Origin of the sequence: Streptomyces sp. NPDC051738 (assembly GCF_044453205.1) — a bacterium.
In the GTDB taxonomy this organism is placed as follows: domain Bacteria; phylum Actinomycetota; class Actinomycetes; order Streptomycetales; family Streptomycetaceae; genus Streptomyces.
Map to the genome: position 1 here is coordinate 197,353 of NZ_JBITCM010000001.1, position 13,516 is coordinate 210,868.

Annotated in this window: 10 protein-coding genes and 1 tRNA gene; 5 read left to right on the forward strand and 6 right to left on the reverse strand. The window is 70.3% G+C overall.

What is annotated here, in order from left to right; translation table 11 throughout:
* Positions 1 to 54: 54 nt before the first annotated feature.
* Both ACIA8X_RS00795 and ACIA8X_RS00800 read left to right on the forward strand, forming a co-directional pair.
* On the forward strand, positions 55 to 891 hold the full coding sequence (locus ACIA8X_RS00795; protein ID WP_393449430.1) for an NAD(P)H-binding protein: 837 nt from the start codon (positions 55 to 57) through the stop codon (positions 889 to 891).
* Between the two features lie 175 nt (positions 892 to 1,066).
* Positions 1,067 to 1,495 carry a YybH family protein gene (locus tag ACIA8X_RS00800; protein ID WP_393449433.1) on the forward strand — a complete coding sequence of 143 codons (429 nt, stop codon included), beginning with the start codon at positions 1,067 to 1,069 and terminating at the stop codon, positions 1,493 to 1,495.
* A gap of 45 nt (positions 1,496 to 1,540) precedes the next feature.
* Here the strand turns inward: ACIA8X_RS00800 and ACIA8X_RS00805 are convergent, their stop codons facing one another.
* Positions 1,541 to 2,560 (reverse strand): helix-turn-helix domain-containing protein, encoded by a 1,020-nt coding sequence (locus ACIA8X_RS00805; RefSeq protein ID WP_399457480.1) that lies wholly within the window; start codon positions 2,558 to 2,560, stop codon positions 1,541 to 1,543.
* A gap of 152 nt (positions 2,561 to 2,712) precedes the next feature.
* On the opposite strand from ACIA8X_RS00805, the gene ACIA8X_RS00810 reads away from it, so the two are divergent.
* The 3 genes from ACIA8X_RS00810 (at position 2,713) to ACIA8X_RS00820 (ending at position 6,758) form a co-directional block, all read left to right on the forward strand.
* Positions 2,713 to 3,606, forward strand: a complete 894-nt coding sequence (locus tag ACIA8X_RS00810) for an NAD(P)-dependent oxidoreductase (RefSeq protein WP_393449439.1) — start codon at positions 2,713 to 2,715, stop codon at positions 3,604 to 3,606.
* Positions 3,607 to 3,853: 247 nt separating this feature from the next.
* Positions 3,854 to 5,389, forward strand: coding sequence for a flavin monoamine oxidase family protein (locus ACIA8X_RS00815; RefSeq protein WP_393449442.1), 1,536 nt, complete (start codon positions 3,854 to 3,856; stop codon positions 5,387 to 5,389).
* Between the two features lie 181 nt (positions 5,390 to 5,570).
* A complete protein-coding gene (locus ACIA8X_RS00820; RefSeq protein WP_393449445.1) occupies positions 5,571 to 6,758 on the forward strand; it encodes a cytochrome P450 in 1,188 nt (395 codons plus the stop codon).
* Here ACIA8X_RS00820 and ACIA8X_RS00825 read toward each other — a convergent pair.
* The 5 genes from ACIA8X_RS00825 to ACIA8X_RS00845 form a co-directional block, all read right to left on the reverse strand.
* Positions 6,735 to 9,032, reverse strand: a complete 2,298-nt coding sequence (locus ACIA8X_RS00825) for a BTAD domain-containing putative transcriptional regulator (RefSeq protein WP_393449448.1) — start codon at positions 9,030 to 9,032, stop codon at positions 6,735 to 6,737. The genes ACIA8X_RS00820 and ACIA8X_RS00825 overlap by 24 nt on opposite strands.
* Before the next feature lie 527 nt (positions 9,033 to 9,559).
* The gene (locus tag ACIA8X_RS00830; protein WP_393449451.1) at positions 9,560 to 9,832 is read right to left on the reverse strand and encodes a hypothetical protein; all 273 of its coding nucleotides are present in this window, start codon (positions 9,830 to 9,832) and stop codon (positions 9,560 to 9,562) included.
* A 347-nt stretch (positions 9,833 to 10,179) separates the two neighbouring features.
* Positions 10,180 to 10,253, reverse strand: a tRNA-Thr gene (locus ACIA8X_RS00835).
* A gap of 187 nt (positions 10,254 to 10,440) precedes the next feature.
* Entirely contained in the window at positions 10,441 to 12,087 is a 1,647-nt protein-coding gene (locus ACIA8X_RS00840) for an alpha/beta hydrolase (protein WP_399457481.1), read from the reverse strand.
* A 205-nt stretch (positions 12,088 to 12,292) separates the two neighbouring features.
* Positions 12,293 to 13,498 carry a DNA polymerase III subunit delta' gene (locus tag ACIA8X_RS00845; protein WP_393449457.1) on the reverse strand — a complete coding sequence of 402 codons (1,206 nt, stop codon included), beginning with the start codon at positions 13,496 to 13,498 and terminating at the stop codon, positions 12,293 to 12,295.
* Positions 13,499 to 13,516: the final 18 nt, after the last annotated feature.

Below are 13,516 nucleotides of genomic sequence, written 5' to 3' on the forward strand. Positions count from 1 at the left end.
ACAGCCTCTCCGTGACGGCTTCTCTCTGATGGCTTCTCTCTGATGGCAGGTGACATGAACGACACTCCCGTTCTGGTACTCGGCGGTACGGGCAAGACGGGCCGCCGTGTGGCCCGGCAGCTCGCCGAACGCGGGCGTACGGCCAGGGTGGCGTCCCGCTCGGGTGCCCAGCGGTTCGACTGGCGGGACAAGGAGACATGGGCGGCGGCCGTCGAGGGCGTCGAGGCGGTGTACGTGGTGGACGAGCAGGGTCCCCACGCGGCGGAACTCCTCGCCGATTTCGCCTCGTTCGCCACCCGGCGGGGTGTCGGGCGGCTGGTCTTCCTGTCCGCGCGGACGCTGGAGCAGTGGGCGCACGACGAGGGCCGGTTCGCCGCCGAGCGGGCGGTGCGCGAGTCGGGGGCCCAGTGGACGATCCTGCGGCCCACGTGGTTCTCGCAGAACTTCAGCGAGGACCGGCTGTTGGCGCCGGACGTCGCCAGCGGCGAGGTGATCCTGCCGGACGGTCAGGGCGTGGAGCCGTTCATCGACGCCGAGGACATCGCGGCCGTCGCCGTGGCCGCGCTCACCGAGGAGGGGCACGCGGGCGAGCTGTACGTCCTGTCGGGGCCGCGGCTGATGACGTTCGTCGAGTGCGTCGACCTGATCGCCGAGGCGGCCGGCCGGAAGATCCGCCCGGTCGTGGTGGACCGCGAGGAATACGCCCGGCATCTCGTCGGGCGGGGCTACGCACGGGATTTCGCGGATTTCATGAACGAGCTCTTCGACACCATTCGTGACGGCCGGACGGCTTATCTCTCCGACGGTGTGCGGCGGGCTCTCGGAAAGGAGCCGCGTGACTTCCGCGTATACGCGGCCGAGACGGATTGGGACGCGGTCTCGGCACGGTAACCGCCGACTCTCCACCGCTGGTCAGGGGTGGTTACCGAGGTGTGGCCCGGTCGTTCCGGGCGGCCAGTAGCGTTCAACGGGTCGAAATGCGCGGCGCGATGCCCAATCCGCCCGATGTCCATCTGTCAACTCTCGTCCGACTCCCTCGCGGGGGAATGAATGGAGCGGCTCATCCATGACCAACGGAAAGTACGACAAGTATTTGTCGAGCGACATCGAGACGCATCAGGAGATGTTCGGCGAGGCGTTCAACTCCGGTGACGCGGACGCCGTCAACTCGATGTACACCGAGGACGCCGTCGGCGTCTGGGACCCGGGTGTGCCGCTGACGGGCCAGGCCCGTCGAGACCGCGTCAAGGAGTTCATGTCCTACGGCCCGACCGTGGACGCGCAGGTGCTCCAGACCCTCGTGACCGGTGACACGGCGATGCTGATCGTCGAGTGGTCGATGGAGACCAAGGACGCCGACGGCAAGCCGGAGCATCTGGAGGGTGTCGCGGTGGACGTCCTCCAGCGCGGCGAGGACGGCAACTGGCGTTACGTCGTCGACAACCCCTACGGCGTCAGCGGTCCCCGCACCGCCGAAGAGGCCGCCGGGGCGTAGCCCCCGCCGGGCCCGGGCGCGATGGGCGTCCGGGCCCCCGTGGGATCAACGGCGCCCGCCGGCGAGGGCGTTGCGGCGGGCCGGGGCCGCCCCGAAGGACTGGCGGTAGTCCGTGGGCGTCACCCCGACGTGCAAGGTGAAGTGGCGGCGCAGATTGGCCGCCGTCCCCAGGCCACTGAACTCGCTGACCCGCTCGATCGGCAGGTCGGTGGTCTCCAGCAGGGTCTGCGCGTGCGCGAGGCGCTGGTTGAGCAACCACTTGAGCGGGGTCATCCCGGTGGCGGCCTGGAGGCGCCGGAAGAAGGTCCGGGTGCTCAGCCCGGCCTGCTTGGCCATGCCGTCGACGGTGAGGGGCTGATCGAGGTGACGTGCGGCCCAGTCCATGACGGGGGCGAGGCTGTCGTCGTCGGTGACCGGGACGGAGAGGTCCACGAACTGGGCCTGGCCGCCCGGCCGGTGACCGGAGACCACCAGCCGGCGGGCGAGCTGGTTGGCGACATGGGCGCCGAGGTCATGGCGCACGATGTGCAGGCACAGGTCGAGTCCGGCCGTCATACCGGCGCTGGTCAGGACCCGGCCCTCGTCCACGTAGAGGACCGAGTCGTCCACCTCCACCTCGGGGTAACGCTTGGCCAGGTCGGCCGTGTTCAGCCAGTGCGCGGCGGCCCGGCGGCCGTTCAGGAGCCCGGCCTCCGCGAGTGCGAACGCCCCGGTACAGAGGGACACCATGCGGGCGCCGGCCTCGTAGGCGTGGCGCAGCGCGTCGACGAACTCGGCCGGGAGGGACTCCCCCCGGTTGACGACGGCGTCCGGCACCGAGGGCACGATCACGGTGCCGGCGGTGACGAGGTCCTCCACGCCGTGGGTGGTGCGCACGGAGAACCCCCGTGCCGGGCCCGCGGTCGAGGTCGGGGTCACCGAGCACACCCGCAGGTCGTACCAGGGGTCGGCGAGATCCGGCTGGGGATCGCCGAAGACCGCGTAGGCGATGGCCGTCTCGTAGACCTCGCACATCTGCATGTCCGTGTCGTTGACCAGAGCGATGGCGACAGACCCAGGATTCATACCACCAAGCCTACGGCAGGAATTTTGCGAAGGTCGGCACTTCTGCCACTGTCTGCCCCCGCACCGCGGTGCGAGGCTTGCGGGCAGCGGGTTGACCATCGCCGAGATGCAAACCATGCAAACCACAGTGTGAATTGGAACGGGAGTACGCAATGTCGAACACCAACGCAGCCCAGGCTCCGGTCTCGGTCATCGGCCTGGGTCTGATGGGCCAGGCATTAGCCGCTGCTTTCCTCAAGGCGGGGCACCCCACCACCGTGTGGAACCGCACGGCCGCCAAGGCCGACCAGCTCGTCACCGAGGGCGCCACCCGCGCCGGTTCGGTCGCGGACGCGGTCGCGGCGAGCCCGCTGGTCGTCGTCTGCGTCACGGACTACACCGCCGTACGCGAGCTGCTCGACCCGCTGGCCGGCTCGCTCAAGGGCAAGGTCGTGGTGAACCTGACGACGGGCACCTCGACGCAGGCCCGCGAGACCGCCGAGTGGGCGGCGGGTGTGGAGACCACCTACCTCGACGGCGCCATCATGGCGATCCCGCCGGACATCGCCACCGACGCCGCCGTGCTGCTGTACAGCGGCCCGAAGGCGGCGTTCGACGAGCACGAGGCGACGCTGCGCGCACTGGGCGCCGCGGGCACCACGTACCTGGACACCGACCACGGGCTGTCCGCGCTCTACGACATGTCGCTGCTGGGCATCATGTGGGGCATCCTCAACGGCTTCCTCCAGGGAGCCGCCCTGCTGGGCACCGCCAACGTGAAGGCCACCACCTTCGCCCCGCTGGCCAACACGATGATCAACGTGGTGACCGAGTACGTGAGCGCGTACGCCCCGCAGATCGACGAGGGCAAGTACCCCGCGGGCGACGCCACCATGACGGTCCACCAGGACGCGCTGGAGCACCTCGCCGAGGAGAGCGAGACCCTCGGCATCAACGCCGAACTGCCCCGCTTCTTCAAGGCGCTCGTCGACCGCGCGGCGGCCGACGGCCACGCCGACAGCGGCTACGCGGCCCTGATCGAGCAGTTCCGCAAGCCCTCCGCCTGACGGACTCGTTCCACCCGGCCTCCGGGGTACGGCCCACCAGCCGTACCCCGGAGGCTTTTTGCATTCCACCTGCACTTAATTCTCACATTTCAATCCCCGACAACCCCCTGTCGTCCGCCAAACGGAATTACCAGGGGAAGACCGAAAATCGCCGCTGCTCGACTACGTTTGGCAGCGTTTTCCGGACACAGTCCGAAGATCCGGGGGAGTGCCCGGCATTCATGCCGGCGACACATCGAGGAGAAATGTGAGTACACCCAACGAGCACGGCGCGATATCGGCCAACGAGAAGGCGACGTCCGGTACCGGCCGGAACGCGTCGCGGCTGCCGCGGCGCACCCTGTTGAAGGCGGCCGGGGCCACCACGCTCGTCACCGCGGCGGGCGCGGCCGTTGCGCGGCCGGCCGCGGCGGCGGAGCTGAAGCAGGACTTCGACGTCATCGTCGTCGGCGCCGGCCTCGCCGGGGTCACCGCCGCGCGCGAACTGAAGGCCCAGGGCAAGCGCGTCCTCCTGCTGGAGGCACGCAACCGCATCGGCGGACGGACCTGGACCGACACCTACCAGGGGCAGCAGATCGAGCGCGGCGGCGCCTGGGTCGACCCGCTCCAGCCGTACGTGTGGCGGGAGCTGAACCGCTACAAGGTCCCGATCGTCGCCGACGCGGGGGTCGAGCGAAGCATCCTGCCCACCCTGGACGGGTTCCAGGAGTACGACCCGGCCGAGGCCTACGCCCGCCAGAAGGAGCTGTTCCTCCCGTTCTTCGAGGACGGCAACCGGGAGTACTTCGAGCGCCCCTACGAGCCGCTCTACCGCGAGGACCTGGTGCGCAAGCACGACGGGTTCTCCCTGCGCGACCGGCTCGACCAGCTGAAGTACGCACCTGAGGAAGAGATCCGGCTCACCAGCACGACCTCGCTGTACGGCGGCTCCAGCAAGCGCGGCGCGCTGACCCACCTCACCCAGTGGTGGGCGCTGTCCGGCTGGAGCTTCGACGGCTTCCACGGCGTCAACACCTACCGTCCGAAGGACGGCACGGTCTCCCTGCTCAAGGCCATCCTGGCGGAGGCGGCGCCCACGCTGCGCCTGAACTCCCCGGTGGCCTCGGTCGAGCAGGACGGCAGCCGGGTCCGCGTCGTCACCCGCGCCGGAGAGAAGTTCGTCGCCCCCGAGGTCATCATGGCCGTACCGGTCAACGTGTGGAAGACGATCAAGTTCACCCCGGGGCTGCCGGAGGCGCACCGCTCGGCCTCCACCGCGGGCATCGGCGTGCCGCACGAGAAGAAGCTGTGGCTGGACCTGAAGCAGCCCGCCGACCGCTTCGTCGCGGAGGCCCCGGAGGGGCACCCGATCTGCATCATGGGCCGCTTCGACGTGGGCCAGCCGGTGGTGGCCTTCAGTGTGAAGGACACCTTCGACGTACGGGACCGCAAGCAGGTCGAGGCGGCGGTGAAGGACATCCTCCCGGACGCCAAGCTGCTCAGCTACACAGCCCACGACTGGCACGCGGACGAGTTCGCGCTGGGTGTCGGCGCCTTCCGCCAGCCGTTCCAGCTGACCCGGCTGCACCGCGACATCCAAAAGCCGCACGGCCGCGTCAAGTTCGCCGGCGGCGACATCGCCGACGGCTGGAGCGGCTACATGGATGGCGCCGTCGAGTCGGGCATCCGCGCGGCCGGCGGCAAGCTGCTGACCGCCGCCGAGATCAAGCGCCTGACGAGCGCGGCGGCCCTGCGGGCCCCGCAGGTCGACCGCCGGCTGTACCGCTCCATGTCGGCGTTCTGACCCGCACCCCCGGCCCGGTCTCCCCCTGATCTGCCGACGGTCTACGGGCGGTCTTCGGAAACGGGCGCCGCAGCACCGGCAGCGGACTTCGGTCCGCTGCCGGTTTCAGATCTCTCACGCATTCCTTTTATGCCCGCGGAATTCGCCGTGGGCCGAGAAACGCGAGGATAAGGTCAGGATCATGAGCATAACTTCGGATACTCTCGCAAAGGATCCGGCGGAGTCGCTGTTCGCCTGGTTCCGTTCGATGCTCGACACCCACCCGGTGTACCGGGACCCGGAAAAGGGATGGCAGGTGTTCGGTTACGCCGACATCTCCCGGATCCTCGCCGACACGACCACCTTCTCCTCGGACACCGCCCGCGCGTTCAATCCGCCGCAGCCCGATCTCGACTTCTTCGACATGGGCAATCTGGTGACGACGGACCCGCCCCGGCACCGCCAGCTCCGCTCGGTGATCAGCTCCGTGTTCACCGCGCGGGCCGTGACCGGGCTGACGCCCCGGATCGAGAAGATCACCAACGCCCTGCTCGACGGGGTGGACGGCGCCGACCGCTTCGACCTGATCGACTCGCTGGCCTACGCCCTGCCCATCAATGTGATCCTGGAGCTGCTGGGCCTGCCGGTCGAGGACGAGCCGCTGTTCCGGGTGTGGGGCGAGGCCCTCGGCACCGTGGACGCCGCGACCGTCCCCCCGGAGCATTTGGAGAACGAAGTCGCCCCGGCGGTGCGGGAGATGAACGCGTATCTGCTGGAGCACGTACGGCGGCTGCGCAAGAATCCCACCGACGATGTGCTCAGCAGGCTCGCGGGTGCGAAGGTCGACGGCAAGTACCTGGACGACGGTGAGATCGTCGGGGTGACCGGTCTGACCATGTTCGCCGGGCACGCCACCACGATGGCCCTCATCGGCAACGCCGTCCTCCTCTTCGACCGGCACCCGGAGGTCGGGGCCGCGGTGCGCGCGGACCGCTCGCTGCTGCCGGGCGCGCTGGAGGAGGTGCTGCGGCTGCGGCCACCGTTCCCGAGGCTGGCCCGGATCACCACCGCCGACACCGAACTGGGCGGTCACACGATCCCCGCCGGGTCGCTCGTGACGCCGTGGATCGGGGCCGCGAACCGGGACGGCTCCCGGTTCCCCGACCCCGACCGGTTCGACATCCACCGCACCAACAGCCACCTGGTGTTCGGGCAGGGCATCCACTTCTGCCTCGGCGCGCCGCTGGCCCGTCTCGAGGCGAAGATCGCCCTGAACATCCTGATGGACCGTTACCGGGACATCGCGGTGGACGAGACCGGCTTCCTGGAGTTCGAGAACCCCAGGCAGCTGATCTCGCCCACTCGGCTACCGGTACGAGTGTCCGGCTGACCTCGGCAGACACAGATCCGGCGCGGCGGTCTGCGGGCCGCCCGCGCCGGGGCCGCACCGCTCGTCCCTGAGGGAGGCCGAGCCGGACGCCAGGATGCGGCGCAACTGGGCGCGACGGGCGGCCGGATCGTCACCCGCCCCCTCCAGCAGCGCCTCCAGCAGTCCCCCGGCGGAGGTGTTCAGACCGCCGGCCGTGGTGGACATCAGGAACACCAGCAGCCGGTCGATGGCCGCGTCGGAGATCGGCTCCAGGGTGAGCGTGAGTCCGTGCCGGATACCGCTGCCCCACGTCGGGCGCCGTTTGAGCAGCTCCGGCCGGGCGGTGACGATCACCAGCAGCGGCAGTGAGCCCACCGACAGCACGAGGTCCTCGACGAAGTCCACCAGAACGCCGTCGGCCCAGTGCAGATCCTCGAAGACCACCACGAGCGGACCCTGCCCCGCGATCTCCGCGAGCAGCTGCCGCGACGCGGCCAGGGCCTCGCCGACCGCGACCCGGGTGCTCGCGCAGACCTCGGCGTCGAGGAGCGGGTGCAGACACGTCAGCATCCACTGCCGCTCCTCCTCGGTCTCGACCAGCCGCTCAACGGTGGCGGTGAGCTTGGCCCGTGTCGTCTCGGCCGAGTCGCCCCGCAGGATCCCACAGCAGGACGCCACCAGGTCGTACAGGACTTCCAGCGGCTCCTCGCCGATGACGGGTCGGTTGCGCACCACCAGCAGCCGTACGGCCTCCGGGTTGGCCGCGACCCGCCGCTCGAACTCCATGATGAATCGGGTCTTGCCGATGCCTGGCTCCCCCAGCACCGTCACCAGATGGGGCGTCGCCTGGTGCCGGGTGCGCTGGAGCAGGCCGCGCAGCACGTCCAGGTCGTACTCGCGGTCGATCACGGGTACGGCGTGCAGGGCTACGTACTCCTGGCGGAAGCCCCCGACCTGCCAGCCTGGCGAGGAGTCGCCGCGGTGGTAGGTGACCGCGAACTCGGTGGCGCGGCGGGTGTCGTCGCAGACCCGGATCTCCCCGGCGGGGGTGAGGGACAGCAGGGTGTGGCACTCGTCGAGGAGAGCGCCGTTGACCGACGGCGGGACCTCGCCGCGATCGGGCTGGTAGCGGACGAGCGCCTCTCCGGTGGCGACCGCCGCCTGGACGGAGACCCCGGGCGCGGCAGCCGTGGCCGGTCCGGCGTGGGGCGCCGCGACACCGAGGCGGTCGCGGATCGTCATCGCCGCGTGCACCGCCCGCTCGGCGTCGTCCTCGCCGGTGCGGGGCACCCCGAACAGGGCGAGCCAGATCGGGCCGATCGAGGCCGTGACCGTACCGCCGAGGCACTCGACCTCCTCGCGGATGACCGTGGCCGCGTTCTCGGCGGCCTCGTCTATCCGCTCGGGGTCGCTGTCGCCGTCCTCCGGGCTGAGCTGGGCGCGCACGATGAGGACGCTGACGTCCTTGCGCTCGGCCACCATGGTCCGCAGTACCGGCGGCACGGGCGCCGCCGTGGCCGACGGTTCGACGGTCGGCGGCCGGGTGGCCGGCTCCTCGGGGCCCGTGCCCTTGTCGTCCCGGCGGTCGCGGGGTTCGGCAGGTGCGGCGGGCGTCTCCGGCTGCGCGGGTACGGCGTCCAAGCCGCCCGGTACGCCCTCGAAGGCCGGCTCCGCGCGGTCCCGGGGGGCGCCCGTCATGAGCAGCTCGATCTGCTGCCGGACGCCGACCGGGACCAGTGCCTGGTCATGGACGAGAATGGCCTGCTGCAATGCCTTGAGGGCGTGGCCCGGTTCGAGTCCGAGTTTTTCCACCATTTCGGTGCGGGCGCCGTGATATACGTCCAAGGCATCCGCCTGTCGCCCCGATCGGTAGAGCGCCAGCATGAGTTGTCCGAGCAACCGTTCCCGCAGCGGCTCGGTCGCAACCGCTTTCTCCAACTCGCCGAGGATGCGGTGATGATGACCGCACGCCAACTCGGCCTCGAAATAGTCCTCCAGAGCGTCCAGCCGGGCGTTCCTGACAGAAGTCAGCTCGGGCCAGTCAATTCCGGTCTCCACCAGATCCGCCAACACCGGTCCCCGCCACAGGGCCAGTGCGTCGCGCAGCAGCAGGGAAGCGTTCTCCGGCGATCCCGCCGCCAGTTCCGCGCGGCCCTTTTCAACCAGTCCCCGGAAGTTGTGAAGGTCCGTCCGGTCGGGCGCGACCCGCAGCATGTAGCCCGGGGCCTGGCTCAACAGCTCCACACAGCCGGCGTCGCGCTCGTCCGGGGAGAGCGCCCTGCGCAGTCTCCACACGGAGTTCTGCAGTATTTTCCGGGCCGACCGGGGCGCTTTACCGACCGGCCACAACGCCTCTATCAACTGGCTACTCGCCACCACCCGGTTGGCGTTCAGCAACAGAAACCCGAGTGTCGCGCGCTGTCTCGTTCCGCCCAGTCCAACCAACTGGTCGCTGCAAACGACCTCTAATGGGCCCAGCATTCGAAACCGCATCGCTTTCCCCCATTACAAGATTCCTCAAGTTCTTGCAAGCGATCGCCTTCGAGGTCCCCTTGCACGGGCATACCCAGGTGTCAACCGTGCCACCCCCGTGTCCCCCGTCTCCGCAAGTCGACCCACCGAGTCGATCACGAATATCTGTCCTCAAGTGACACACGAGCCTTGTCTTCCGGTCAAGTTTTCTCAGGCAGCGGGCCGTTTTATGGCCGGATCCAGGCGGCTCACAGGCTTCGCACAGCCGGAGGCCCCTGACAGAGGCCGGCCGGGGCCGTCCGCCCCTGCCGGTGGCGGTCCGCCCACCGGGCCGAGGGTGGCCGCCCCGGTCAGCCGGCAGCAGTCCACGGAACAGGTCGCCTCCGGGCGCGGTCGCCGGCGGCCAGGGCGACCAGGGCGTCCACGAGACAGGACAGCGGCCGGCCGGAGGTGTCCTCGGAGGAGGTGAGGGCCCGGTAGTCGCCGCGCAGCACAGGCAGGACCAGCCAGCCCCAGCAGTTCCGGGTCGTCGAGGACCAGGGAGCCCGTGCCGCCCAGCCCGCATATCCGCCGGACCAGTTCGGCGTCGCCCAACGGCCGACCCCGGTTCCGTCCCGCCTCACGCAACCGGTCGAGCCGTCCCGGGCACTGCACGGCCGCCACGGCCACGGTCGGGGCGAGTGCCACGGCCAGGGGCTGCCAGTGGGAGGCGGAGCCACCCGTGCGGGAAACAGACCAGTTCGCACTCCGCTCCGCTGTCAGTACCAGCAAGCGCGCTCTTCGCCAGTGGGAAGCATCGAAACCAGACGTTCCGTCGTTGGCTCACCTGCATTCACCCGCATCGTCGCACCCCCGCGCCACGTCCCGCCCCGCCGACACCGACTCTGTGTGAGGTCGAGGGAACTCGTACCGTGACCGGCGTACAACACAAAAGACCAGGTCAGAGCGTGTCTGACCTGGTCTCAAGTAGAGCCGCCTTCGGGATTCGAACCCGAGACCTACGCATTACGAGTGCGTTGCTCTGGCCATCTGAGCTAAGGCGGCGCGCCGTCCACACTATGGTGCGATCAGCAACGTCGGTAAGTCTACACAGTTTCTGGAGCGCTCCGAACCAGCCCCTGCCCGTCCCTCCGCGGGCCATCCTCGGACCCCTGTCGCTCCCTCCTCCCCTCCCCGCCAGCCCCCACCCCGGCCCCGGAATCCCACCCTCCGGGGCCGTCCGCACCGGCTCTCAGCAGCGCTTCTCGCGGGTGGGCGGCGTGCCTCGCAGGAGGTACGCGTTGATCGTGTTGTCGACGCACTTGCTGCCCCGCCCGTACGCCGTGTGGCCGTCTCCCTCGTAGGTGACGAGGCGGGCCGAGGAGAGCTGGCGGGAGAGGGCCCGGGCCCAGCGGTACGGGGTCGCCGGGTCGCGGGTGGTGCCGACCACGATGATCGGGGCCGCGCCCTTCGCCTCGATGCGCTGCGGCTCCCCCGTCGGGGCAACCGGCCAGTACGCGCAGTTCAGGGTCGCCCAGGCGAGGCCCTCGCCGAAGACGGGGGACGCCTTCTCGAAGGCGGGGAGGGATGCGCGGACCTCGTCGGGGGTGGCGAAGGCCGGCGGGAGGTCCAGGCAGTTGACGGCCGCGTTGGCGAACATCAGGTTGGTGTAGCCGCCGTCGGCGTCGCGCTCATAGTAGCTGTCGGAGAGGGCGAGCAGGCCGGCGCCGTCGTTCTTCTCCATCGCCTCGGACAGTGCGTCGCGCAGTTGGCCCCAGGCCCCCTCGTCGTACATCGCCGCGATCACGCCCGTCGTGGCCAGGGATTCGCCGAGCCGACGGCCGTCCGGGTCGTCGGTCGGGACGGGCTTCGCGTCGAGCTTCCCGAAGAAGGACTTGAGGTTCCTGCCGACCTGGGCGGCCTTGGTGCCGAGCGGGCAGTCCGGCTGCCGCACGCAGTCCCGCGCGAACGCCTGGAACGCCGTCTCGAAGCCCGCCGTCTGGTCGAGGTTCATCCTGCGGGCAGGCAGGGAGGGGTCCATCGCGCCGTCCAGGACGAGCCTGCCCACCCGGTTCGGGAAGAGCCCGGCGTACGTCGCCCCGAGGAAGGTGCCGTACGACGCCCCCACGTATGTCAGCTTCTTGTCCCCCAGCGCCGCCCGCAGGATGTCCATGTCCCGGGCCGCCTCCGCGGTGGAGAGGTGGCGCAGGACGTCGGGCGAATCCGCTGCGCACCCCTCCGCGAACTTCTTGTACGCGCCGACCAGTTCCGCGGTCTCCGTCGCGTCATCGGGCGTGAAGTCCGTCTGCGTGTAGCGGTCCATCGCTCGCCCGCTGAGACATTCGACCGGCTCGCTGCGGGCGACTCCGCGCGGGTCGACCGCGACCATGTCGTAGCGGGCACGGACGTCGGCCGGGTAGCCGATCCCCGCGTACTGCTGGAGGTAGCCGATCGCCGAGCCGCCCGGGCCACCCGGGTTCACGAGCAGCGAACCGAGCCGCTCGCCCGGCCCCGTCGCCTTCTTGCGGGCCACGGCGAGGCGGATGCTCTCGCCGTCCGGCTCCGTGTAGTCGAGCGGCGCCCGCATCGTGGCGCACTGGAAGCCGGGCGCCCCGCAGCTGCGCCAGGTCAGCTTCTGCCCGTAGTACGGCGCGAGCGCGGCCGGCGTCGACCGCGGCAGCGCGGCCAGTGCCGCCTCGGCCGCCGGGCTTCCCGAGTGCGTCGACCCACCGGAGGTACAGGCGGAGACGAGCAGCGTGGCTGCGGCGAGGAGAGCGCCGAGCGTGCGGGTTCGGCGGGGGACTGAGCGGTCGCCGCCATGGCTGCGGCGGGTGCTTTTGCGGCCGTGTCCGGTTGGGCTCGCGCCCGGGGTGACTGGAGAGCTGCGCCTGGTGTGCATCCCGCGAGCGTAACTCTGTGCAGTTGATTGGATGCGCTATGTGCGCATCGTGGCTCGTACGAGTTACATGGTCAATCGAGCTCCGTGATCGTTAGAACTGCATGGTCGATCGAGCTGCATGGTCGTTAGAGCTGCGTGGTCGATCGAGTCGCCTCGCCGATCAAGCGGCACAGTCAAAGCGGCACAGTCAATTTGCCGCAGGCGCTCAGCCCGCTCTGAGGGCCATCGTCATCGCCTCCACCGCCAGCAGCGGCGCCACATTGCGGTCGAGCGCGTCGCGGCAGGCTGCGATCGCCTCGATGCGGCGGAGCGTCGCCTCCGGGGCGCTGTCGCGGGCGAGGCGGTCCAGGGCTTCCTCGGCGTCGGCGTTGGCGAGGGCGATACGGGTGCCGAGCTGGAGGGCGAGGACGTCGCGGTAGAAGGCGGTGAGGTCGGTCAGCGCGAGATCGAGGCTGTCGCGCTGCGTCCGCGTACGGCGCCGCTTCTGCTTGTCCTCCAGTTCCTTCATCACGCCCGCCGTGCCGCGCGGCATCCTGCCGCCCTGGGCCGCGCCCAGCGCCGCCTTCAGCTCCTCGGTCTCCTTGCCGTCGATCTCCTCGGCGAGCTGCTTGGCGTCCTCGGAGGCGGCGTCGACGAGCTCTTGGGCGGCCTTGAGGCAGCCGCCGACGTCACCGACCCGGAGGGGCAGCTTGAGCACGGCGGCCCGGCGCTGGCGGGCGGCCGGGTCGGTGGCCAGGCGGCGGGCCCGGTCGACGTGGCCCTGCGTCGCGCGGGCCGCCGCCGCGGCGACGTCGGGCTCGATGCCTTCGCGCCGTACGAGCATGTCGGCGACGGCGTCGACCGAGGGCGTCCGCAGGTTCAGGTGGCGGCAGCGGGAGCGGATGGTGGGCAGGACGTCCTCGATGGAGGGGGCGCACAGCAGCCAGACCGTGCGGGGAGCGGGCTCCTCCACGGCCTTCAGCACGGCGTTGGCGGACTTCTCGTTCAGCCGCTCGGCGTCCTCGACGAGGATGACCTGCCAGCGGCCGTTCGCCGGCGAGGTGAACGACTTGCGGACGGTGTCCCGCATGTCGTCGGCGAGGATCTGGGTGCCGACGGCGGCGACGGTGGTGACGTCGGCGTGCGTGCCCACCAGCGCCGTATGGCATCCGTCGCAGAAGCCGCAGCCGGGGGCGCCGCCGAGCGCACGGTCGGGGCTGACGCACTGCAGCGCGGCGGCGAAGGCCCGCGCCGCCTGGTTGCGGCCCGCCCCGGGTGGCCCCGTGAACAACCACGCGTGCGTCATCTTGGACGCCTCGGGGAGCGGCGTATCGGCAGCGACGGCGGTGACTAGGGCGTCGGCGTCCCGGGCGGCAGCGCCCAGCTGCTCACTGACCCGCTCCTGCCCCACCAGGTCGTCCCATACGGTCATGGGTCACGCCGCCTTTCG

What these genes read in the sequence shown, in the direction of transcription:
- ACIA8X_RS00795 (WP_393449430.1), top strand. Translation starts at nt 55, where the DNA reads ATGAACGACACTCCCGTTCTGGTACTCGGCGGTACGGGCAAGACGGGC.
- ACIA8X_RS00800 (WP_393449433.1), top strand. Translation starts at nt 1,067, where the DNA reads ATGACCAACGGAAAGTACGACAAGTATTTGTCGAGCGACATCGAGACG.
- ACIA8X_RS00805 (WP_399457480.1), bottom strand. Translation starts at nt 2,560, where the DNA reads ATGAATCCTGGGTCTGTCGCCATCGCTCTGGTCAACGACACGGACATG.
- ACIA8X_RS00810 (WP_393449439.1), top strand. Translation starts at nt 2,713, where the DNA reads ATGTCGAACACCAACGCAGCCCAGGCTCCGGTCTCGGTCATCGGCCTG.
- ACIA8X_RS00820 (WP_393449445.1), top strand. Translation starts at nt 5,571, where the DNA reads ATGAGCATAACTTCGGATACTCTCGCAAAGGATCCGGCGGAGTCGCTG.
- ACIA8X_RS00840 (WP_399457481.1), bottom strand. Translation starts at nt 12,087, where the DNA reads ATGCACACCAGGCGCAGCTCTCCAGTCACCCCGGGCGCGAGCCCAACC.
- ACIA8X_RS00845 (WP_393449457.1), bottom strand. Translation starts at nt 13,498, where the DNA reads ATGACCGTATGGGACGACCTGGTGGGGCAGGAGCGGGTCAGTGAGCAG.